Raw genomic sequence first — 24734 nt, forward strand, 5'->3', positions numbered from 1 at the left:
ATTGAGCATGGGTATCCAAACGCTAACCACGATGCGCAGCGAGTCGCTCTTGATCTTGATCTGGCTTTTGATCCTGGGCGCCCCGTTAAACCACGCTGGCCGAACGCAGGCTTGAATTCGTGGCGGAACCCTAAGTGGCCGTGACCGCAGGAACGGATATGTACCCGGTCCGATCCAACATCCTGGTCGGCCCAGAGGCCGCCATCGGGGGCAAGCCCCCTCCCACATTTGGACCGAGGTGTATCAGGAACAAGCCCCTTCCCACCTTTAGCGGCCATCAAGACACCCGCTCCCCAACCACAACGCCCTCAAGCCACCACTTGGCCAACGCCGCAACATTCGGCGCCTTGAGCAAGGTGAAGTGATTGCCTGGGCCATGCCACACCTGCAGACCACGCCCCTGCCCTCGCCATCCTTCGACCATCAGCCCCTGCTCGCGCTGATTGCCCGCCGCATCCAGCGAAGGGTCCCGCGCCAGCACCAGGCGCACCACACCTTCATAGCGAGCCTGTGGTCGATACACCGTACGCAACGCCGCCGCATAGGTGCGCGCCGGCCCTGCCATGGCGTCGACGGCAGCGCGTGCCGGCAATAACCCGACGCCGACCATTCCCGCATGCAACGCCTGGCGCTGTGCCAGCTCATCGCGCCCAGCAAACTCCAGCGGGTCGATCCCCAGCGATTGCCCGGCCGCCAACTGCATCGCTTCAATCAGCCGCAACAGCGCCGCCGTCGATGTGTACGGGCGCCCCACCACGCCGTTGCCGCCCGGCGACTCGCTGTCGATCACGGTCAAGGACGCCACCTGGCGGCCCATCGCCTGCAAGCGCAGCGCCATTTCCAGCGCGACCCAGCCGCCAAACGAATGCCCGACCAGGTGCACCGGCCCCGCCGGACACTCATGGGCCAGTGCGGTCAGGTAACACTGCGCCGCCGCTTCCACCTGGCTATGGGGCACGGCTTCACCGTCCAGCCCGCGCGGTTGCAGGCCATATAACGGCCAGTCACGCCCGAGCGCCTCGCTCAAACCGACGAAACCGGTCACGCTGTCTCCCGCACCCGGCACACAGAACACCGGCGCATGCCCGGCTCGCCCACTCTGAATGCGCAACACCGGTTGATGCACCGCGCAACTGACCGGCGCGCCGGCCAGCAGCGCCTGCGTGATCGCCCGGCCCAGGCCCTGGATATGCGGAGCCTGCATCATGCTTTGGTGGTCACCCGGCACCGGTACCTGGTGCAGCTGCCCCGGCGCCAGCGCCGTGTCCCAACCCAGCGCCGCGCTGCGCCGGGACAGCTCGGTGGGGCGCTGCTCGGCACTGAATAAATGCACGGGGATCGGCAGCGGGAACAGGCTGTAATGGGCCAGCGCATGCCCATGCCCGACCTCACGTTCGAGAAAGCTCACCAGATCCGCGTCCGCAGCCGCCGCCATTTGCGCGTATAGCAGACCTTGATCGCGACAGCGTTGCAGCAGGCCCGCAAAGTCCAGCTGTCCAAGGTTTGCCTCCAGTTGTTCCAGACTCGCCAGCTCATCCACCCCTCCCTGTGCTTTCCAATACGCCGTGCACTGCAGCAGCAAATGCCGCTTGAGCGCGTGCGGCCCGCTCCAGCGCGCCTTGCCCTGGTCGGTCATGCGCGGCACATAGCTGTCGATCAGGCCGAGAAAGGCCACTGGCTCATCGAGCCCCAGCAGTTGCATGGCCACTTCATAGGCCAGCACCCCGCCAAACGACCAGCCCGCGATGCGGTAAGGGCCATGGGGCTGGATGCCCCGGATCAGCCCGACCATGCGCGCCGCCAGGCCTTCCATGGTGGTCAGATGCGCCTCGCCCAGCGGTACCCCCGGCAGGCCGTAGATGGGGTAATCGCCGGGCAAATGCTGGCCCAGCGCCGGGAAATAAACGTCCATGCCGCTGAATTCGTGCACAAGAAATAACGGCGCCTGGGCGCCGCTCTCGCGCACGGTGATCACCGACGTGTCGCGCACGGGCGCGTCGGTACGCTGGCGCAGCAGCGCGGCGATGCCCGCCACGCTGACATGCTGGAACAGCTCGGCCAGCGACACCGGCAAACCGGCTTCGTCGAGCAAAGTGACCAGGCGAATCGCCAACAGCGAATGCCCGCCCAGATCAAAGAAGCTGTCGTGCCGCCCCACCTGCTCCAGCTTCAACACCTGCGCCCACATCTGCGCCAGGCGCTGTTCCAGGGCGTCGAGGGGCGCCTCGAACTCGCCGCTGGCGAGCGCGTCATACGCCGGCACCGGCAAGGCTTTGCGGTCGACCTTGCCGTTGGCCGTCAACGGCAGCCGGTCGAGGGGCACATAGGCGGATGGCCGCATGTATTCAGGCAGTTGCTCATGCAGGTGCGCACGCACCCGGTCGAGGCTAACGGCGTCTGCGGCCCAGGTGAAATAGGCGACCAGGCGCTTGTCTCCCGGCACGTCTTCGCGCGCCAGCACCACCACGTCCTGGAGGCCCGAAAAGGTCGCCAGGCGCGCCTCGATCTCGCCCAGTTCGATGCGAAAACCACGAATCTTCACCTGATCATCGTTGCGCCCGAGGCACTCCAGCAGGCCGTCGGCCGTCCAGCGTCCAAGGTCGCCGGTGCGGTAAAGCAATGCGCCTGGATTGAAGGGGTCGTGCACGAATTTTTCAGCGCTCAGTTCAGGCCGATTCAGGTAACCCTTGGCCACGCCGTCACCGCCGATGCAGATTTCACCGCTGACGCCCAATGGCACCGGCTGCAACTGCGCATCCAGCACGTGCACCTGGGTGTTGGCGATCGGTCGGCCGATCGGCACGCTGTCGGCCTCGTCAGTCAAGGCGCGCACTTCATAGGTGGTGGCGTAGGTGGTGGTTTCGGTCGGGCCATAGCAGTGCACCAGGCGCAATGCCGGTGCCTGCGCCAACAGGCTGCGGAACGCCGCCGGGTCGGCGCGCTCGCCACCGCACAGCAGGATGCGCAAGCCGGCCAGGGCCTGGGGAATCATCTGCACGTACTGGTTGAACAGCGCGGTGGTGACGAACAGCACCGTGGCGTCCTGCAGTGCCGCGCCGAACGCCTGCGGGTCGAGCAAGGTGGCATGCTCGATCACCTGCACCTGGCCGCCATTGAGCAACGGGCCCCACACGTCCATGGTGCTGGCATCGAAGGCCGGGTTGGACGCGAAGGCCACGCGGTCACTGGCATTGAAGTCGGCGTAGCCGTTGTTGAGCACCAAACGCGTGATGCCGCGATGGGGCACCAACACGCCTTTGGGTGTGCCGGTGGAGCCGGAGGTGTACATGATGTACGCCACGCTGTCCGAGGACTGCGACAGGTCGGGGTTATGGTTCGGTTGCGCAGCCAGCGTGAGGCGGTCCAGGTCCAGGCGTTGCGCCACAAAGTCGAGCGCTGTATCGCTGTGGGTCAACAGCCAGGTCGCGCCGCTGTCGTGCTGCATGAAGCCTTGGCGCTCGGCGGGTGCGTGGATGTCCAGCGGCACATAGGCAGCGGCGCATTTGAGGATCGCCAGTTGGCTGACCAGCAAATCCAGGCAGCGCGGCAGCAGGACCGTGACGTTATCGCCGGCCAGCACCCCCAGGCCCATCAGGTGATGCGCCAACTGGTTGGCCCGCGTGTTCAACTCGCCATAGCTCAGCCGCTGCTCGCCATGCACCGCCGCCAGCGCGTCGGGACGCGCCTGGGCCTGGGCCTGGAACAAACGCTGCACGGTGTGCTCACGCGGCAAATCACGGGCGGTGGCGTTGAAGTCCGACAGTAGCTGGCGCTCCGTCGCCGGCAACACCTGCACGCAGCCGATGGCGATAGCGCTGTGGCTTTCCAGCGCTTGCACCAGGTGCTCCAGGGCAACCTGCAGGTATGCACACAAACGCTCGGCGCCCGGCCCCATGGCGCTCAAGGTAAAGCCTTCACCGAGGTCGTCCACGCTCAATGACAGGCCGTAGTTGGTGTGTTCTTCGGCCTTGAGCAACTCAATGCCTTGCCATGCCTGCGCCACGGCGCCCGCTTGCGGCGCGCTGTGGCGGTAGTTGAACAGCACGTCGAACAACGCTGTACTGGCGGGCACGCCGCTGCAACGCTGGGCCAGGGCCAACGGCGCATGCTCATGGCTGAGCAATTGACTCAGGCGCGCATGGGTGGCCCGCAGGGCATTGCGCACCGAGCGCTCACCCAGGTCGATGCGCAGCGGCAAGGTGTTGATAAACACGCCCATGGCGCGCTCGGCACCTTCACCGCCCTGCAGGCGACCGAGCATCACCGTGCCGAACACCACGTTTTCACGCCCACTGACCTTGCCCAGTACATGGCCCCAACCCAGGTGCATCAGGCTCGCCGCACTCACGCCCGACTGCCGGGCCTGCACCCGCAGGCGCTGGCTCAAGCTCGGATCAAGCGACAGCTGGGCGCGGTGCGCACCGTCGGTGATCTGCACCTGGGTCGGCTCGTCGATATCACCGAGCATCTCGCCGAAGAATGCCTCGTGGTCGCGGTCAATCAGGCAGGTCTGCGCCACGTAGTTGCGATACGGCACGGCCGCACCCAGTTCATCCGCGCGCCCCAACAGAAAGGCCTGCATCTCATGCTGCAGAATCTCCAGCGCGACGTGGTCCATGACCAGATGATGGAACAGCAAGGTCGCGACCACGCGCTGCGCCTGCTCGCTGTACACCAGGCGCATCAGCGGCGCCTGGTCCAGTTCCAGGCGCTGTGGCAGCGGCCCGCTTTCGACGCGCAGTGAAGCCTTGCGCCACACCACCTGCACCGGTTGCTCCAGGCCCTCCCAATGGAAGGAGGAGCGCAGGATGTCGTGCCGCTCGATCACCGCCTGCAACGCGTGGGCAAACGCGTCCAGGCGCACACGGCTGTCGAACCCGAACTGCGCCTGCAGCACGTAGGCGTCATCACCCTGCGCCGCCCGATGCTGATAGAGCATGCCCGCCTGCAACGGTGCCAGCGGATAGATGTCCTGCACATTCGCCGCGCCGCCGGGAATGACCGCGACAATGCGCTCGATGGCAAGCGGGTCGAGCTTGATCAGCGTCAACATCGGCGGGGTGATCCGTACGCAGTCGGCCGCGATGCCATTGGCCGGCACCGCCACTTCACGCCCGCTGCCGAGGGCTGCCGCCAACGCCGACAGCGTCGGCTGGCCGAACAGCACTTTCACGTCCGCCGCCAGCCCCAGGCGCCGCATGCGCCCCACCAGGCTGACCGCCAGCAACGAGTGCCCGCCCAGTTCGAAAAAGTTATCGTGGCGGCCCACCCGCTCCACGTTCAGCAACTCGGCCCACAGGCTGGCCAGGGCGATTTCGGTGTCGCCCTGGGGCGCTTCATACTCGCGCAGCCTCTGCGCGTCCGCATCCGGTTCCGGCAGCGCCTTGCGCTCAAGCTTGCCGTTGGGGCTCAGCGGCAAGGCCTCCAGGTGCACGAAGGTCGCCGGCACCATGAACTCCGGCAGGTGCTGCAACAGGTGCGCGCGCAAGGCGTCGAGGTCGCAGTGCACGCCGGTGTAATACGCCACCAGGCGCTGCTCGCGGGCGATCACCGCGGCTTCGTTGACCGCCGGGTGGTCAGTCAGGCGCGCCTGGATTTCCCCCAGTTCGATGCGCAGGCCACGGATTTTCACTTGGTCATCGTTGCGCCCCAGGTACTCGATAGTGCCATCCGGCAAATAGCGCCCGACGTCGCCGGTACGGTACATGCGCCCCGCCACGAAGGGGTCGTCGAGAAAGCGCTCGGCGGTCAGCTCGGGGCGGTTCAGATAGCCACGCGCCACCTGCACGCCAGCGATGAACAGCTCGCCCACCACGCCCAGGGGCACCGGCTGCAACTGTGCATCCAGCAGGTACAGACGGGTATTGGCAATCGGCTTGCCGATAGGCGTGTTGTCCGGGGTCTGCGGGCCGCTGCAGTCCCAGGCCGTCACGTCCACCGCCGCTTCGGTCGGGCCGTAGAGGTTGTGCAATTGCGCGCCCGGCAACTGCTGCTTGAAGCGCCGCACCAGGCTGCCCGGCAGGGCTTCGCCGCTGCACATCACACGCACCAGCCCAGCCGCCTGGCTGACGTCGCCGTGGGCGAGGAACACATCGAGCATCGACGGCACAAAATGCAAGGTGGTGACCTGTTCGGCCTCGATCACCTGGCACAGGTATTCAGGCTCCTTGTGCCCGCCCGGCCGCGCCATCACCAGGCGAGCGCCGGTGAACAGCGGCCAGAAAAACTCCCACACCGACACATCGAAGCTGAACGGGGTTTTCTGCAGCACCGTATCCCTCGCGCCGAGCGCGTAGGCGTCCTGCATCCACAGCAAGCGGTTGACCACCCCGGCGTGTTCGTTGATCACGCCCTTGGGTTGGCCGGTGGAGCCGGAGGTGTAGATCACGTAGGCGGTCACGCTCGCCACGCCGGGGTTATGGATGGGCTGGTGTTGCCAACTCGGCTGGTCCAGGTCGACCACCGCCACCTCGCCCAGCAAGCCACGGGTGCTGCCCTGGGCCAGCACCACGCTCGGGGCGCTGTCGTGCAGCATGTAGGCCAGGCGTTCCAGCGGATACGCCGGGTCCAACGGCACATAGGCAGCGCCGGCCTTGAGGATCGCGTACAGGCCGATAACCATGTCCAGGCCGCGCTCCACGCAGATCGCCACCCGCGCATCCGGCTGCACGCCCAGGGCAATCAGGTGGTGAGCCAGCTGGTTGGCGCGTGCGTTCAGTTCGGCGTAGGTCAATGGCTGCTCGCCGGCCTTCAGCGCAATGGCGTGCGGCGTGCGCAGCACCTGTGCTTCAAACAGGCTGTGCAGGGTCTGGTGGAGATCGTAGTCCACGGCGGTGGCGTTGAAATCGAACAGCAGGTGCTGGCGTTCACGCTCATCCAGCAGCGGCGCGTGTTCCAGCACCGCCTGATCGTTATCGACCATGGCCTGCAACACCCGGGTGAAATAACCGACATAACGTTGCACCGTCGATTCATCGAACAGCGCCACCGCATATTCCAGGACACCGAGCAGCGTGCCCTGCACTTCGCCCAGGTTCAGCGACAGGTCGAACTTGGCGAAGTGGCTGTTCTCCACGATCCCTTCCAGGGCCAGGTCGCCCAGGGCCAGGGTGGGCGCGCTGCTGTCCTGCCAGCTGAACAAGGTCTGGAACAACGGGCTGTGGGAAAGACTGCGCGGTGGCCGGGTGATTTCCACCACCTGCTCGAACGGCAAATCCTGGTGGGCCTGCGCCGCCAGCGTCAGTGCCTTGACCCGCGCCAGCAGCGCTTCGCTGCTCAGCTCGCCACTGGTGTCGATACGCACCGCCAGGGTGTTGACGAACAGTCCGATCAGCCCTTCCACCTCAGTGCGTGTGCGGTTGGCCACCGGCGAGCCGATCACCAGGTCGTGCTGCCCGGACAAGCGCGCCAGCAACGAGGCCCAGGCACTCATCAAGGTCATGTACAGCGTGGTGCCATGCCGTTGGCTCAAGGCCTTGAGCCCGGCGGTAAGGCGCTCGTTCAGGCGCACTTCGACACTGCTGCCGGCGTAGTCCTGCTGCGCCGGACGCGGGCGGTCGGTGGGCAGGGTAAGCAAGGCCGGCGCACCGGCCAGGGCCTGTTGCCAATACGTACTTTGGCGGTGCAGCACCTCACCGCTCAGCCACAGGCGTTGCCACACGGCAAAGTCAGCGTACTGGATCGGCAACGGCGGCAGCGGGTCGGCGTGGCCGTGGCTGAAGGCCTGGTACAGCGCCATCAGTTCGCGGGTGAGCACGCCCATGGACCAGCCATCGGAGACAATGTGGTGCAGGGTCAGCAGCAGCACGTGGTGGTCATCGGCCATCACCACCAGGCGACCGCGCAGCAAGGGGCCGCGCTCGAGGTCGAACGGCGCCGAGGCTTCACCGTGGATCAGCGCGTCCAGCGCCTGCTGCGGTTGCGGATGACGGCGCAAGTCCTGCACCTGCAGCGCCAGCACGTCTTCGGCCGGCACGATCAGCACCTGGGCCTCATCGCCGTGCTGGGCGAAGCGACTGCGCAGGGTTTCATGCCGCGCAACGATGCGCGCCAGGGCACGCTGCAGCGCCTGCACATGCAAGTGCCCACGCAAACGCAAGCCGATGGGAATGTTGTAGGCGGTGTTGGCGCCTTCCATCAAGGCGAGGAACCACAAGCGCTGCTGGGCGAACGACAACGGCAGCTCGGTGTCACGATTGGCCGGCAGGATATCCGGCAAGGTGCTGCGCCCGGCGCGGGCCAGCAGCTCGGCGACGGCTGCCAATTCGGCATTGGCGAACAGGTCGCCCAGCACCAGCTCCACCCCCAGGCGCTGGCGCACCTGGGAGACCATGCGCATGGCCAGCAACGAATGCCCGCCCAGCTCGAAGAAGTGATCACGACGCCCGACCCGCTCCACCTGCAACACATCGGCCCAGATCTGCGCCAATACGCTTTCGATCTCGCCCAGCGGTGCCTCGTACTCACGGCTGAATACCGCGTCCCTGTCCGGGGCCGGCAGCGCCTTGCGGTCGAGCTTGCCGTTGGCGGTCAACGGCAGTGCGTCGAGTTTCATGAAGGCGACCGGCACCATGTAGTCCGGCAGATGGGCCACCAGGTGCGCGCGGATATCAGCGACCGCCAGCCCGTCGAGTTGCGGGTTTTCGGTGAAATAGGCCACCAGCCGTTCTTCACGCACCAACACCACCGCTTCAAGAATGCCCGGCAGTTGATTGAGCTGGGTTTCGATCTCGCCCAGCTCGATGCGCATACCGCGGATCTTCACCTGGTCATCGTTGCGCCCCAGGTACTCAAGGTTGCCGTCGGGCAGCCAGCGCGCGAGGTCGCCGGTGCGGTACATGCGGCCACTGTTGAAGGGGTCGCGCAGGAAACGCTCGGCAGTCAGTTCCGGACGATTGAGGTAACCACGGGCCACGCCCATGCCGCCTACATACAGTTCACCCGCCACACCCAACGGCACCGGGCGCTGCTGTTCGTCCAGCAGATAGACCCTGGCGTTGGCGATGGGTTTGCCGATATGCAAGGGCTGGCCCGCCTCGACCTTGCCGGAGGTGGCGACCACCGTGGCTTCGGTGGGGCCGTAGTTGTTGATCAGCTCAAAGCGCTGCGCCCGCCCGAACTGGCGCAGGCGGTCACCGCCAATCAGCAGCGTACGCAGGGTCGGGTGTTCGATGTTCTGGCTGAAGGCGTATTCGGCCACCGGCGTCGGCAGAAAACACACGTCGAGCGGTTGCGCGCACCACCAGGCCAGCAGCGCGTCGAGGTCTTCGGCGCCGTTGTGGGCAGGTGGCAGGTGCAAGGTGGCGCCCACGCACAGCGCCGGCCACACTTCCCAGGCCATCGCATCAAAGCCGAAACCGGCCACGCTGGCGGTATGTCGCCCGGCGCGCAGGTCGAAGGCGCTGCAGTGCCAGTCCACCAGATTGGCCACGGTGTGATGTTCCACCATCACCCCTTTGGGCAGGCCGGTGGAGCCGGAGGTGTAGATCACATAGGCCAGGTTCGACGGCGTGACGGCCACCTTGGGGTTGCTCGCCGAATGGTGCTGCCAGGTGAAGCGGTCGAGGTTGATCACCGGCACGTCAAGCGGCGGCAGGCGCTCGAGCAAGGCGTGCTGGGTCAGCACCGCCACCGGGGCGCTGTCGCTGAGCAGGTAGCTCAGGCGCTCGGCCGGGTGGGAGGGGTCGACCGGTACATAACAGGCGCCGGCCTTGAGGATTGCCAGCAGCCCGGCCAGGGTGTCCAGGCCACGCCGCGCGACGATGGCCACGCGGTCATCGGGCTTGACCCCCAGCGCCAGCAGATGATGGGCCAGCAGGTTGGCTTGCTGGTTGAGTTCGGCGTAGGTCAGCGTGCGCTCCAGGCACACCGCCGCGATGGCATCCGGGGTAAGCGCGGCCTGGGCTTCGATGCGGCCGTGCACGGTGGTGCCCTGGGGGAACACCGCCTGGGTTGCGTTGAACTGCTCGAGCAACAGGCGTTGTTCGGCAACCGGCACCACCGGCAGTTGGTTGAGCGCGATGTGCGGCGCCTGCTCCAGCGCGGTCACCAGGTGTTCCAGCGCGGTTTGCAGGTAGGCGCAGACCCGCTGCGGGTCGACGGCAGTGCTGGCGAGCAGGCTCAGGCCGAAGTCCTCGCCCAGGTCATCCACGCTCAGGGTCAGCGGATAGTTGGTGCGCTCCTCGGCCCGCAACGCGGTGATGCCGTGCCACGCCGACACCGCCTCGGCGCTGGCCGCCGCCGCGCTGTGCCGGTAGTTGAGCAGCGCACTGAACAACGGTGTCGGCGCCACCACTGCGCTGCAGCGCTGGGCCAGGGCCAGCGCCGCGTGTTCATGGCGCAATAACGTGGTGAGGCGTGCGTGGGTGGCCTTGACCCCGGTGCGTACGTCCTGGGTGTCCACGTCCACACGAAACGGCAACGTATTGATGAAGATGCCCAGCGCACGATCCGTGGCATGGCTGCCCTGCATGCGCCCCATCAGCACCGTGCCGAACACCACCTGAGCCTTGCCGGCCAACACCCCGAGCACCTGGGCCCAGCCCATATGAAACAGGCTGGCGGTACTTACCCCCAACTGCCGTGCCTGGGCGCGCAAGCGCCGCGAAAGCGGCGGCGCCAACGCCAGGCTGACCTCGGCAATGCCCCGCGCATCGCCCTGCACATCCTGCAAGCCAAACGGCAAGGTCGGCTCGCTGATATCACCGAGCATCTGGCGAAAGAAGCTTTCGTGTTCCTGCTCACTGATGCCCAGCCGCGCCTGCGCCACGTAGTTGCGAAACGGCACCGCCTGACCCAGGGCGGCGCCCTGGCCCAGCAGGCACGCCTGCATTTCATGGCACACCACTTCCAGGGCGCTGTGGTCCAGCGCCATGTGATGGAACAGCAAGGTGGCGACGATGCGCCCGTTGGCCGGGTCGTCGGCACGCACCAGGCGCAACAGCGGCGCCTGGGTCACATCGAGGCGGTAGTGACGCGCATCGAACAACGCGTGCAGCTGCGCAGCGATATCGCCGTCGGCCGGGTCCAGCATCAGCGCCTGCACCGGCAGGCGCGCCTGGCGCCACACCACTTGCGAGGGTTGCTCCAGGCCATCCCAGACCACACCCGTACGCAGGATGTCATGGCGGTCCATCACCTGTTGCAGGGCCCGGGCAAAGGCGTCGAAACGCTCGAGGCTGTCGAAGGCGAACTGCGATTGCATCACATACGGGTCGCCCTGCTCGGCGCTGACGTGATGGAACAGAATGCCTTCCTGCAACGGCGCCAGCGGGTAGATATCCTGGATATTCGACACACCGCCCGTGACCGTGGCGACGATACGCTCGATCTCGTCCTGGCTCAGCGTGGACAGGCTCAACATCGCCGGGGTGATGCGCTCGGCGCCCGGCGGGATGCCGTTGGCAGGCACCTGCACCTCACCGGCCTTGGTGGCCGAATAGTCGCCGGCCTTGATCAGCTCGATCAGTGCCGGCTTGTGTTCGCGCAGCGCGGCGAGGATCGCCGGGTCGCTCAAGGCGTGCTTGTTGCCTTGCACCGACAACTGCTCGCCCTTGAGCGCCAGTTGCACGTCCTTGGTGTTCAGGGTTGCCAGCAGCTCAAGGATGTTCACAGGACGATCTCCATTCGTTCGGTCATTGCGGCGTAGCCGGCCAGGGTCGGTTGTTCGAACAAGCCCCGCACATCGGCTTCCATGCCTTCCTGGCGCAAGCGCCCGATCAAGCTCACGGCGAGCAGCGAGTGCCCGCCCAGTTCAAAGAAGTTGTCGTGCCGCCCTACTCGCTCCACCTTCAGCAGCTCGGCCCAGAGCTGGGCCAGCAGGATTTCGGTGTCGCCTTCGGGCGCCTCGTACTCGCGCACGCTCAACGCCGCCATGCCCGGCGCCGGCAGTGCCTTGCGGTCCAGCTTGCCGTTGGGGCTCAGAGGCAAGGCCTCAAGGTGCACGAACACGGCGGGCACCATGAAGTCCGGCAGGTGCTGCAGAAGTTGGCCGCGCAGTGCGTCGATGGCGGTTGCCACGCCGGTGTAATAGGCCACCAGGCGCTCTTCGCGGGCCACGACCACCGCATCCTTGACCGCCGGATGCTCGACCAGGCGCGCCTGGATTTCCCCCAGTTCGATACGCAGGCCGCGGATCTTCACCTGGTCATCGTTGCGGCCCAGGTACTCGATATTGCCATCGGGCAAATAGCGTCCGAGGTCACCGGTGCGGTACATCCGCCCCTCGTTGAACGGGTCCTTGAGAAAGCGTTCAGCGGTGAGTTGCGCACGGTTGAGGTAACCGCGCGCCACTTGCACGCCGGCAATGAACAGCTCGCCCACCACGCCCAGCGGCACGGGCTGCAACAGCTCATCGAGTACGTACATGCGTGTGTTGGCAATCGGCTTGCCGATGGGGGTGTTGTCCGGCACCTCAGCGCGCGCGCAGTTCCATGCGGTCACGTCCACTGCGGCTTCGGTCGGGCCATACAGGTTGTACAAACCGATGTCCGGCAGTTGCTGCTTGAAGCGCCGCACCAGGCTGCCCGGCAGCGCTTCACCGCTGCACATCACGCGCAACAGGCCGGCCGCTTGACTGACGTCGCCGTGGGCCAGGAACACGTCGAGCATCGAGGGCACAAAGTGCAGCGTGGTGATCCGCTCGGCCTCGATCACATCACACAGGTACGCCGGATCCTTGTGCCCGCCCGGACGCGCCATCACCAGGCGCGCACCGGTCAACAGCGGCCAGAAGAACTCCCACACCGACACGTCGAAGCTGAACGGGGTTTTCTGCAACACCGCGTCGTGTGCCTTGAGGCCATAGGCGTCCTGCATCCACAGCAAACGGTTGACCACCCCGGCATGTTCGTTGATCACACCCTTGGGCTGGCCGGTGGAACCGGAGGTGTAGATCACGTAGGCCTGATGCCGGGCCGTGAGGCCAGGCACCTGTGGATTGCTCGCAGGCAGGTGCTGCCAGGTGTCGTGGTCCAGGTCGATCACCGGCACAGCGCCCAGCCAGTCACGGGTTGCCCCCTGGGCCAGCACCACCACCGGCGCGCTGTCCTGCAGCATGTAAGCCAGGCGCTCCTGGGGGTAGGCCGGGTCCAGCGGTACATAACCGCCGCCGGCCTTGAGGATGGCCAGCAGGCCAATAACCATGTCCAGGCCACGCTCCAGGCAGATACCCACCCGCGCATCCGGCTGTACGCCATGCTCACGCAAGTGATGGGCCAGGCGGTTGGCGCGCTCGTTGAGCTGCCGGTAGGTGAGTTGCTCCTCGCCGGCCTTCACCGCGACCGCGTCCGGTGAACGACCGACCTGGGCTTCGAACATCCCATGCAGGGTCTGCTCGAGGTTGTAGTTCACCTCGGTGGCGTTGAACTCCACCAGTAGTTTGTGCCGTTCTTCGGCGCCCAGCACCGGCAGGCGATTCAACGCCTGTCGCGGTGCCTGCTCCAGTGCCTGAACCAGGCCGGCCAACGCGGTCTGCATGTACCCGCAGACCCGTTGTGCATCCACGCGCGCCAGGGCGGTGACGTCATAACCGTCGCCCAGGTCATCCACGTTCAGGGTCAGCGGGTAGTTGGTGCGCCCGTCATTGACCAGGGTCTGCATGCCTTCCCAGGCATGCTGCGCATCCACCGAGCGGGTGGCGGAGCCGCGATGGCGATAGTTGAGCATCGAACTGAACAGCGGCGCCGGGGCCGCCACCCCGCTGCAACGCTGGGCCAGGGCCAGGGACGCGTGCTCATGGCCGAGCAAGGCGGTGAGCCGCGCATGGGTGGCGCGCACCGCCTCGCGGGCGCCTTGGGCGTCGATGTCCAGGCGCAGTGGCAAGGTGTTGATAAACACCCCAAGGGCCCGGTCGGCGCCCTCGCCGCCCTGCAGGCGCCCCACCAGCACGGTGCCGAACACCACGCTGTGGCGCCCCGAGGTGGCGGCCAGCACTTGGCCCCAGGCCAGGTGGAACAGGCTGGCGCTGCTGACCCCGAGCAAGCGGGCCTGGGCACGCAGGCGTCGGTTCAGTTCAGCGTCCAGGTGCAGGGTGTGTTCTTCGATGGCGTTACCGTCACCGCGCACGTCCTGCAGGCCGAACGGCAAGGTGGGCTCATCGACATCGCCGAGCATGTCGCGAAAGAACGCTTCATGTTCCTGCTCACTCACGCCCAAGCGCGCCTGGGCCACGTAGTTGCGGTACGGCATCGGTGCGGCGGCAGGCGCGGGGTGGCCGAGCAGGTAGCCCTGCATTTCGCGCAGTACGACGTCGAACGCGGTGTGGTCCAGGGCGATATGGTGGTAAAGCAATACCGCCACCACACGCTGGTTGGCCGGATCGCGCGCATGGATCAGGCGGATCAGCGGCGCCTGGCTGATATCCAGGCGATAACGGCGCGCATCAAAGCGCTGGTGCAGGCCGGCGAGCACATCACCGTGCAGCTGCAACTCTTGCACGCTCAGTTGAGCCTGGCGCCACACCACTTGCAGCGGGTGCACCAGGCCTTCCCAGACGATGCCGGTGCGCAGGATGTCATGGCGGTCGATCACCTGTTGCAGCGCCTGGGCAAAGGCGTGCAGGCGCTCGACGCTGTCGAAGGCCAGGTGTGATTGCAACAGGTACGGGTCGCCCTGCTCCGCGGTGAGGTAGTGGTAGAGAATGCCTTCCTGCAACGGCGCCAACGGGTAGATGTCCTGCACGTTGGCGGCGCCGCCCGGCACCTGGGCGATCACCTGATCGAGCGTCGATTGCGCCAGCGTGACCAGGGGCAGCATGTCGGCGGTGATGCGTTGGCAACCGGCAGGGATGCGGTTGGGCGGCACCTGCACTTCGCGTCCGCTGCCGACGGCGGCTGCCAGCGCGGCCAGGGTCGGCTGGCTGAACAGCACCCGTACATCGGCGCTCAGGCCCACCTGGCGCATGCGCTCGATCAGGCTGACGGCCAGCAACGAGTGCCCGCCCAGCTCGAAGAAGTGGTCATGCCGGCCGACCTGCTGCACCTGCAACACCTCGGCCCAGATCTGCGCCAGGCGGGTTTCCACCTCGCCCTGGGGCGCTGCATAGTCACGGGTCAGCAGCGCCGCCTGGTCGGGCGCCGGCAGGGCCTTGCGGTCCAGCTTGCCGTTGGCGGTCAGGGGCAAGGCCGCGAGTTTGACGTAGGCCACCGGCACCAGCGCCTCGGGCAACTGCGCCTGCAGCTGGGTGCGCAGCGTTTCGATCGACAGCGGTTGGCGCTCGGTGAACCAGGCGATCAAGCGCCCTTCGCGCACCAGCACCACCGCTTCCGCCACGCCGTCGAGTGCCGCGAGGCGGCTTTCGATTTCGCCCAGCTCAACGCGCACACCGCGCAGTTTGACTTGATCGTCGTTACGCCCCAGGTACTCAAGATTGCCATCGGGCAACCAGCGCACCTGGTCGCCGGTGCGGTACATGCGCCCTGGGTTGAACGGGTCTTGCAGGAAGCGCTCGGCGGTCAAGTCCGGACGGTTCAGGTAACCGCGCGCCACGCCGCGCCCGCCCACATACAATTCACCCGCCACGCCCACCGGCACCGGGCGCAATTGGGCGTCCAGCACATAGCTGGTGGCATTGGCGATGGGCCGGCCGATATGCAGGGGCTGTCCGGCACGCACACGGCCGGAGGTGGCGACCACCGTGGCTTCGGTGGGGCCGTAGTTATTGATCAGCGCAAAACGCTGTTGCTGGGTGAACTGGCGCAGGCGGTCGCCGCCCACCAGGAGCATGCGCAAGGTCGGGTGTTGCAGGTTCAGGCTGAACGCGTATTCGGCCACCGGGGTGGGCAGGAAACTCACGTCCAGCGGCTGCGCCAGCCACCAGGCCAGCAGTTCATCAATGTTTTCATTGCCCACGTGGGTGGGCGGCAGGTGCAGGGTCGCGCCCACGCACAGCGCCGGCCAGACTTCCCAGGCCATCGCATCAAAACCGAACCCCGCGACGCTGCTGGTCTGGCTGGCGGTCCTCAGGCCAAAGGCCTCGCAGTGCCAGTGCACCAGGTTTTCCACGCTGCGGTGCTCCACCATCACGCCCTTGGGCTGGCCGGTGGAGCCGGAGGTGTAGATCACGTAGGCCAGATGCGCCGGGGTCAATGCGTCCAGTTGCGGGTTGCTCACCGCGTGGCGCTGCCAGCCGGGATCGTGCAGATCGATGCTGGCGACGGCGCCGAGCAGGTCTTGTGTGCAGGCCTGCGAGAGCACCGCGACCGGTGCGCTGTCCTGCAGCAGATAGGCAATTCGTTCGGCCGGGTACGCAGGATCAATCGGCACATAACCGGCGCCGGCCTTGAGAATCCCCAACAGGCCCACCAGCATCTGCGGGCCGCGGCGGCAGCAGATCGCCACGCGGTCGTCAGGCTGCACGCCAAGCGCCAGCAGGTGATGCGCCAGCTGGTTGGCGCGTTGATTGAGCTGTTGGTAGGTCAGCGTTGCACTGCCCTGCTTCATCGCGATGGCGTGGGGCTGACGCTCGACCTGCACCTCGAAAGCGCCGTGCAGGGTATGCCCACGCGGGAAGTCATGGGCGGTGGTGTTGAACTCGCGCAGCAGCGTGTCACGCTCCGTGGCCGGCAGAATCGGCAGCTGGTTCAAGCGGGTTGTCGGCGCGCTTTCCAGGGCGCCAACCAGTTGCGCCACGGCGTTGTGCATGTAGTCGCACAACCGCTGGGCGCCGATCTGCGGCACGGCCAGCACCGCCAGCGCAAAGCCCTCGCCCAGGTCATCCACACTCAAGGTCAGTGGATAGTTGCTGCGCTCTTCGCCGCCGAGCAGCTGTACGCCCGCCCAGATGCCGTGGCCGTCGCGTGCCATTTCGTCGGGGCTGCTATGACGGTAGTTGAGCAAGGCGCTGAACAACGGCGTGGACGTCGCCACCCCGCTGCAACGCTGGGCCAGGGCCAGCGAGGCATGTTCATGCCCGAGCAAGGTGCTCAAGCGTGCATGGGTGGCTTTGACCGCGTCGGCGGCACCGGCGGCCACGTCGACCCGCAGCGGCAAGGTGTTGATGAACATGCCCAGGGCGCGGTCCGCACCGTCGCCGGCCTGCATGCGGCCCATCAGGACGGTGCCGAACACCACGTCGTCGCGTCCGGACACCAGCCCCAGTACCTGCGCCCAGGCCAGGTGCATCAGGCTCGCGGCGCTGACGCCCAACTGGCGCGCCTGCTCGCGCACCCGCTGCGCCAACTCGGCCGGCAACTGCCGTTCGGCGTCTTCGATGGCGCTGCCATCGCCCTGCACATCCTGCAGGCCGAACGGCAACGTGGGCTCGTCGACATCGGCGAGCAAGGCGCGGAAGAATTGCTCATGTTCGGCAACGCTGACTCCCAGGCGCGCCTGGGCCACGTAATTGCGAAAGGGCGCGGCCTCGGGCAAGTCATCGGCCTGCTCCAGCATGAACGCACGCATCTCCTCGCCCACCACGGCCATGGCGGTGTGGTCCAGCGCCAGGTGGTGGAACAGCAGGATCGCCGCGACCCGCTGATTGGCCGGGTCCTGGGCGTAGACCATGCGCAGCAGCGGCGCCTGGGTGATGTCCAGGCGGTAGTGACGCGCATCGAAGCGTGCGTGCAGTTGCTCAATGATGCCGCCATCGGCCAGGTCCAGGCTGACTTCCTGTACGACCAGTTGCGCCTGGCGCCAGACCACTTGCACCGGGCTGTCCAGGCCTTCCCAGACCACCCCGGTACGCAGGATGTCGTGGCGGGCTGCCACCTGTTGCAGCGCGCCCATGAAAGCGTGCAGGCGCTCGGGACTGTCAAAGGCCATGCGTGATTGCAGCAGGTACGGGTCGCCCTCTTCGGCGCTGATGTGGTGGTAGAGAATGCCTTCCTGCAACGGCGCCAGCGGGTAGATGTCCTGCACATTCGCCGCACCGCCCGGCACGTTGGCGACGATGCGTTCGATGGCGACCGCGTCGAGTTGCACCAGGCTGAGCATGGACGGTGTGATGTGGGTGCAGCCCACCGGGATGCCATTGGCCGGCACCACGATCTCGCGACCGCTGCCCACCGCCGCCGCCAGTGCCGCCAGGGTCGGTTGGCTGAACAGCACGCGCACATCGGCGCTCAGGCCGACGCGGCGCATGCGCTCGATCAGGCTGACCGCCAGCAACGAATGCCCGCCCAGCTCGAAGAAATGATCATGGCGACCGACGCGCTCGAGCTTGAGCACGTCCTGCCAGATCTGCGCCAGCACGCTTTCCACCGCGCCTTGCGGCGCCTCGTAGCCACGGCTGAGCAGGGCTTGCGGATCCGGCGCGGGCAAGGCCTTGCGGTCGAGCTTGCCGTTGTTGGTCAAGGGCAGGCTGTCCAGCGGCACATAGGCCGAGGGCAGCATGTAATCGGGTAACTGGCCTTGCAGGTGCGCGTGCACGTAATCGATGCCCAGCGCAGCGCCCGCCCAGGTGAAATAGGCGACCAGGCGCTTGTCCCCCGGCGCGTCTTCCCTGGCCAGCACGGCAACCTCCTGAATGCCGGGGCAACTCGCCAGGCGCGCCTCGACCTCGCCCAGTTCGATACGGAAACCACGGATTTTCACTTGGTCGTCATTGCGTCCCAGGCACTCGAGCAAGCCGTCCACCGACCAGCGTCCCAGGTCGCCCGTGCGGTACATCAAGGCGTGGGGCTGCTCGGAAAACGGGTCATGCACGAATTTTTCGGCGGTCAGGTCCGGGCGGTTCAGGTAGCCCTTGGCAACCCCATCGCCACCGATGCAGATTTCGCCGGTGATGCCCAGCGGCACCGGTTGCAACTGCGCGTCCAGCACATACACCTGCGTATTGGAAATGGGCCGCCCTACGGGCACGCTCTGCGCGTCGTCGGGCAGTGCACGTACCTCATAAGTGCAGGCGTAAGTGGTGGTTTCAGTCGGGCCATAGCAATGCACCAGGCGCAAGGCCGGGGCCTGGGCCAGCAAGCTGCGGAAGGCCTCCGGGTCGGCACGTTCGCCGCCGCACAACAGAATGCGCAGGCCGGCCAGTGCATCGGGGATCAGTTGCACATACTGGTTGAACAGCGCGGTGGTGACGAACAGCACCGTGGCGCCCCTGAGCGCGGCGCCGAACGCCTGTGGGTCGAGCACGGTGGCGTGGTCGATCACCTGCACCTGCCCGCCATTGAGCAGCGCGCCCCACACGTCCATGGTGCTGGCGTCGAACGCCGGGTTGGAAGCGAAAGCCACGCGATCCTGGGCATTGAAGTCGGCGTAGCCGTTATTGATCACCAGCCGGACAATGCCGCGATGGGGTACCAATACGCCTTTGGGCGTGCCGGTGGAGCCGGAGGTGTACATGATGTAGGCCACGCTGTCGGCAGATTGCTCCAGCGCCGGATTGCTCGACGGTAGCCCTGCCAGGTCGAGCCCGGCCAGGCTGTCGAGCACCTGGCGCGCGCCGCTGTCGCGCACCATGAACTCGCGGCGTTCGGCCGGCGCGTTGACGTCCAGCGGCACGTACACCGCCGCGCACTTGAGCACGGCCAGTTGGCTGACCACCAGATCAATGGAACGCGGCAGCGCCAGGGCCACCGACTCGCCAGGTTGCACGCCCTGGCTGATCAGGTGATGCGCCAGGCGATTGGCGCGGCGGTTGAGGTCGCGGTAACTCAGGGACAGGTTGCCGTGCACCACCGCGACCGCTTCCGGCCGTGCCAGCGCCTGGGCTTCGAACAGTTGCACCACGCCCAGATGCGCCGGGTAGTCATGGCCACTGGCGTTGAATTCCACCAGCAGTCGCCGGCGCTCTGCCGGCGGGACGATCGACAGCGCCCGCAGCGCGGTGGTCGGCGCCTGTTGCAGCGCCGTCACCAACTGGCGCAGGGCGGTGAGCATGTACTCGGCCACGCGCTGCACATCCAGGGTGGCGACGCCTTGCACGGTGAGGGCAAAGCCGGTGCCCAGGTCATCGACATTGAGCACCAGCGGGTAGTTGCTGCGCTCCTGGGAGCTGAGCACCTGGATGCCGGAGGCGGCGAACGGACTGTCGCCCGGCGCTTGATCCGCTGCGCTGTGGCGATAGTTGAGCAAGGTGCTGAACAACGGCAACGCAGCCGGTACGCCGCTGCAGCGCTGAGCCAGCGACAACGAGGCATGTTCGTGACCGAGCAATTGCGCCAGCCGTGCGTGGGTGGCGCGCACACCAGCCTGTACGCCCGTGGCGCCCAGGCTGACGCGCAGTGGCAAGGTGTTGATGAACATCCCCAGCGCCCGATCCGCGCCCTCGCCGCCCTGCATGCGCCCCAGCAGCACGGTGCCGAACACCACCTCCGGCTGGCCGGAAACCTGGCTGAGCACCTGGGCCCAGGCCAGGTGCACCAGGCTCGCGGTGCTGACGCCCAACTGCCGCGCTTGTTCGCGCAGCGCCAGGCTCAGCCCCGACTCCAGTGGCAGATGCGCTTCGACGATACCGCTGCCGTCGCCATTCACATCCTGCAAGTCGAACGCCAGGGTCGGCTCGTCGATATCGCCGAGCATCTGACTGAAGAACGCTTCATGCTGCGCCTGGCTGACCCCAAGGCGCGCCTGGGCCACGTAGTTGCGGTACTGCACCGCGTCGGGCAGTTGTGCGCTGCGGCCGGACAGGCTGGCGCTCATTTCTTGCACCAGCACGTGCAGGGCGGTGTGGTCGAGCAGGATATGGTGCAGCAGCAGGATGCCGACCAGGCGGCCCGGTTGCTGCGCAGGGTCTTGGGCATGCTCCTCGGTATAGGCCAGACGCATCAGCGAGGCGCGTGACAGGTCCAGCCGATAATGACGCGGATCGAAGCGCTGCTGCAGTTCAGCCAGGGCATTGTCGCCCGTGGCAGCGAACCGCTCGACCGCCAGCGGCGCCTGGCGCAGCACCACTTGCACCGGCTCATCCAGGCCCTCCCAGAGGATCGCGGTGCGCAGGATGTCATTGCGCTCGATCACGCTGTGCAGCGCCCGGATAAACCCGTCCACGGCGGCCTGATCAGCGAAGCTCAATTGCACCTGCAGCACGTAGGGGTCGCCCTGCGCGGTGGCCAGGTGGTGATAGAGAATCCCGGCCTGCAACGGCGCCAGGCCGTAGATGTCCTGCACATTGGCAATACCGCCGGGCACCGCCTGGATGATGTGGTCGATAGCGGCCTGATCCAGTTCCACCAGCGGCAGCATGTCCGGCGTGATGGCCTCACTGTGTTCTTCAATGCGATTGGCCGGCACCTGCACTTCGTGCTGCCCGCCCACCGCCGCCGCCAGCGCGGCCAAGGTCGGCTGGCCGAACAGCACGCGCACGTCGGCGCTCAGCTCCACTTGGCGCATGCGTTCGATCAGCTTGACCGCCAACAGGGAGTGGCCGCCGAGTTCGAAGAAATTGTCCTCGCGCCCTACCCGCTCGACGTTGAGCAAGTCCTGCCAGAGCGCGGCGATGGCGGTTTCCACCGCGCCTTGTGGTGCTGCGTAAGTGCGCCGGGCCAGCGCGTCGGCGTCGGGCGCGGGCAACGCCTTGCGGTCGAGTTTGCCGTTGGTGGTCAGCGGGAACCGCTCCAGCAGCACGAACGCGCCGGGCACCATGTAGTCGGCCAGGTTCAGCAGCAGATGCTCGCGCAGGGCGGTGGCGCTGGTTGCGCCGTCAGCGATCACATAGGCCACCAGGCGTGTGTCGCCCGGTGTGTCTTCGCGGGCGATCACCAGCGCGTCGCGCACGCCGCCGGCAGTGGCCAGGTGCGCCTGAATTTCGCCGAGTTCGATACGGAAACCGCGAATCTTCACCTGGTCGTCGTTGCGCCCCAGGTACTCGACGCTGCCGTCGGCCCGCAGGCGACCGAGGTCGCCGGTCTTGTACATGCGCAGGCCGGTGGCCGGGTCGGGCAGGAAGCGTTCGGCGTTAAGGGCGTCACGGTTGAGGTAACCGCGCGCCACGCCGGCGCCGCCCACATACAGCTCGCCGATCACGCCGAACGGCAGCGGCTCGCGCTGCGCATCCAGTACGTACAGCTGCAGGTCCGGGATGCGCACGCCAATCGGGCTCACGCCCACCAACTGCGCATCGGCCGCTTCCAGTGCGCGGTACGTCACGTGCACGGTGGTTTCGGTGATGCCATACATGTTCACCAGTTGCGTACCGGCGTTGACCGCCCGCGCATACCACGGCTTGAGCATGCCGGGTTCGAGGGCCTCGCCGCCGAAAATCACCTGGCGCAACGAATGCGCCCGGTCGCTGTTGCCCTGGGCCGCGATCAACTGGCGGAACGCACTCGGCGTCTGGTTGAGGATGCTCACCGAAGCGTCGCAGAGCAGCTGGTAACACTCATCCGGCGAACGGCTGACCAGTTGCGGCACGATCAGCAACTGGCCGCCGTGCATCAGCGCGCCCCAGATTTCCCACACGGAGAAATCGAACGCAAAGGAATGGAACAGCGCCCACACGTCGTGCTGGTTGAAACCGAACCAGTGCTGGGTGGCGCTGAACAGGCGCGCCACCTGGCGGTGCTCGATCATCACGCCCTTGGGCAGGCCGGTGGAGCCGGAGGTGTAGATGACATAAGCGAGGTTGGCCGCGCTCAGGTTCAGCCGTGGGTTGACGATGGCCTGATCGTGCAGGGCGTCGAGGTCGATCTGCGCCAGGTCGCCGACCAGGTGCCGCGTATTGGCCTGCACCAGCACCGCCACCGGCGCACTGTCGCTCAGGGTGTAGGCGATGCGTTCGAGCGGGTAAGCCGGGTCGATCGGCACGTAACCGGCACCGGCCTTGAGGATGCCGAGCAGGCCGATGATCATCTGCGGGCCGCGCTCCACGCAGATCGCCACGCGCGCGTCGGGGCGCACGCCCTGGGCCAACAACGCATGGGCGACCTGGTTGGCGCCTTCGTTGAGTTCACGATAGGTCAGGCTGCGCTGTTCGAAGCGCAAGGCGATGGCGTCGGGCTGGGCGGCGGCGTGGTGTTCAACCTGATCGTGGATCAGTGCGGTGTCGGAGTAGTTCGTGGGGCTTTGGTTGAGGCCATGCAGCAAGGTGTGGCGCTCGAGGTCAGGCAGGATGTTCAGGCCGCGCAGCGGCATGTCCGGTCGCTGTTCCAGCGCATCGGCCAGGCTTTCCAGCGCCGTGTGCAGGTAGCTGGCGACCCGTTGCGCGCTGATGGACGCATCGACCATCACCGTCAGTGCAAAGTCTTCGCCCAGGTCATCGACGTTGACGGTCAGCGGGTAATTGGTGCGCTCCTCGGCGCCGAGCACCTGAATGCCTTCGGCCACCTCAATCACCGCGTGCATGTCGGTGGCGGCGCTGTGGCGGTAGTTGAGCATCGCACTGAACAGCGGCGTCGGGGCCGCCACTGCGCTGCAGCGCTGGGCCAGCGCCAGGGACGCGTGCTCGTGCTCAAGCAACGCGGTGAGCCGTTCGTGAGTGGCCTGGATCGCGGCGCGCACGCCTTGCCCGCCCACATCCACGCGCACCGGCAAGGTGTTGATGAACATGCCCAACGCACGCTCACCGCCCTCGCCCGCGCCCATCCGGCCGAGCATCACGGTGCCGAACACCACCGACTCGCGGCCGGACACCACCCCCAGCACGCGGGCCAGCGCCAGGTGCATCAGGCTGGCGACACCCACGCCCAGCGGGCGCGCCAGGCTGCGCAGGCGCAGGCTGAGGGCGTGGTCCACCGGGATGCGCGCTTCGTCGATGCCCAGGCCATCGCCCTGCACGTCCTGCAGGCCGAAGGGCAACGTTGGTTCGTCAATGTCGGCGAGCATGTCGCGAAAGAAGGCTTCATGCGCCTGCTCGCTCACACCGTGGCGCACCTGGGCAATATAGCTGCGAAACGCCACCGGCTGTGCGGCCAGCGCCTGCTGGCCGGCCAGATACAGCTGGATCTCTTCGCGCACCCCGTCGAGGGCGGTGTGGTCGAGGATGGTGTGGTGGAACAGCAGCATCGCCACCACGCGCTGGTTGGCCGGGTCGTCGGCGAACACCAGGCGCAGCAACGGCGCCTGGCCCAGGTCCATGCGATAGGTACGCGCGTCGTAGCGCGCAAGCAACTGGGCCAGGCGGTCGGCGCCGTCCAGCTGCGCCTCTTCACAGGCCAGGGTTGCCTTGCGCCACACCACTTGCAGCGGCTCGTCGAGGCGCTCCCAGGCCATCGACGTGCGCAGGATGTCGTGGCGGTCGATGACCCATTGCAGCGCTTGGGCGAAGCGGTGCAGACGGGCGCGGCTGTCGAACACGAACTGCGCGTGCAGCACGTAGGGGTCACCCTGCTGCGCCGAAAGATGGTGGTAGAGCATGCCTTCCTGAAGCGGCGCCAGCGGGTAGATATCCTGCACATTCGCCGCACCGCCGGGGATCGCCGCGACGATGCGGTCGATGGCAGGCTGGTCGAGACTGACCAGCGGCAGCATATCCGGGGTGATGCGATAGGCCGGACTCGACCAGTCGCCGCCCTGCGCCGCGACCCACTCAAGCAGTTGGGGTTTATGCGTGATCAGTTGGTCCCACAGCGCGTCATCCAGCGCTTGGTCATCGCCCAGGACGATCAGGTCGCCGTCTTCAGTTTGCAGACGGATCGCATGGGTGGAGATCGCTGCCAGTAATTCGCTGAACTGCATGGGGAAACCTGCCTGATATGTCACGGTTGAAGAGAATGTCCGTATTCAGTTGCCGCTGGGATCGGCGCAGCCGGGGGCCTGGAGAGGCTTCCGACAGGCTTGGAAAATTAAGGGATTTGTGCGGCGGGGGGTGACATGGGAAGCGGGGACAAGCGAAGTGGGGGATGGTTCACTGATCG

2 protein-coding genes are annotated in these 24734 nt (G+C 66.6%); both read right to left on the reverse strand.

The genetic code is table 11. The features are described 5' to 3' along the window. Nucleotides 1-277: 277 nt before the first annotated feature. Entirely contained in the window at nt 278-11611 is an 11334-nt protein-coding gene (locus SC318_RS15395; protein ID WP_320427488.1) for a non-ribosomal peptide synthetase, read from the reverse strand. Next, on the reverse strand, nt 11608-24555 hold the full coding sequence (locus tag SC318_RS15400; protein WP_320427489.1) for a non-ribosomal peptide synthetase: 12948 nt from the start codon (nt 24553-24555) through the stop codon (nt 11608-11610). Before SC318_RS15400 ends, SC318_RS15395 begins: the two co-directional genes overlap by 4 nt. Between the last annotated feature and the right edge of the window lie 179 nt (nt 24556-24734).

It is taken from the genome of Pseudomonas sp. MUP55, assembly GCF_034043515.1.
Classification (GTDB): domain Bacteria; phylum Pseudomonadota; class Gammaproteobacteria; order Pseudomonadales; family Pseudomonadaceae; genus Aquipseudomonas.